Raw genomic sequence first — 228 nt, 5'->3', positions numbered from 1 at the left:
GATCAACACCGAGTTCCTCGAGCAGGTCCGCGAGACCTGGCCGGACGACTACCTGCGGCTGGGTCGCATGTCGATCGTCGCCGAGTACCCCGAGCGCGGCATCCGGATGGCCTACCTGGCCACGGTGGCCGGCATCAAGGTCAACGGCGTCGCCGAACTGCACTCCCAGTTGCTGCGCGACAAGGTGCTCAACGACTTCGCCGAGCTGTGGCCCGACAAGTTCACCAA

1 protein-coding gene is annotated in these 228 nt (G+C 65.4%); it reads left to right on the top strand.

Annotated elements, in window-relative coordinates; genetic code table 11:
• Positions 1–228 (top strand): glycogen/starch/alpha-glucan phosphorylase (locus tag ACSNOK_RS36715; RefSeq protein WP_436784964.1); only part of this gene is annotated, 228 nt, incomplete at both ends.

It is taken from the genome of Streptomyces sp. URMC 126 (assembly GCF_051386555.1).
In the GTDB taxonomy this organism is placed as follows: domain Bacteria; phylum Actinomycetota; class Actinomycetes; order Streptomycetales; family Streptomycetaceae; genus Streptomyces.
This window is presented reverse-complemented; position numbering and strand designations above follow the sequence as displayed.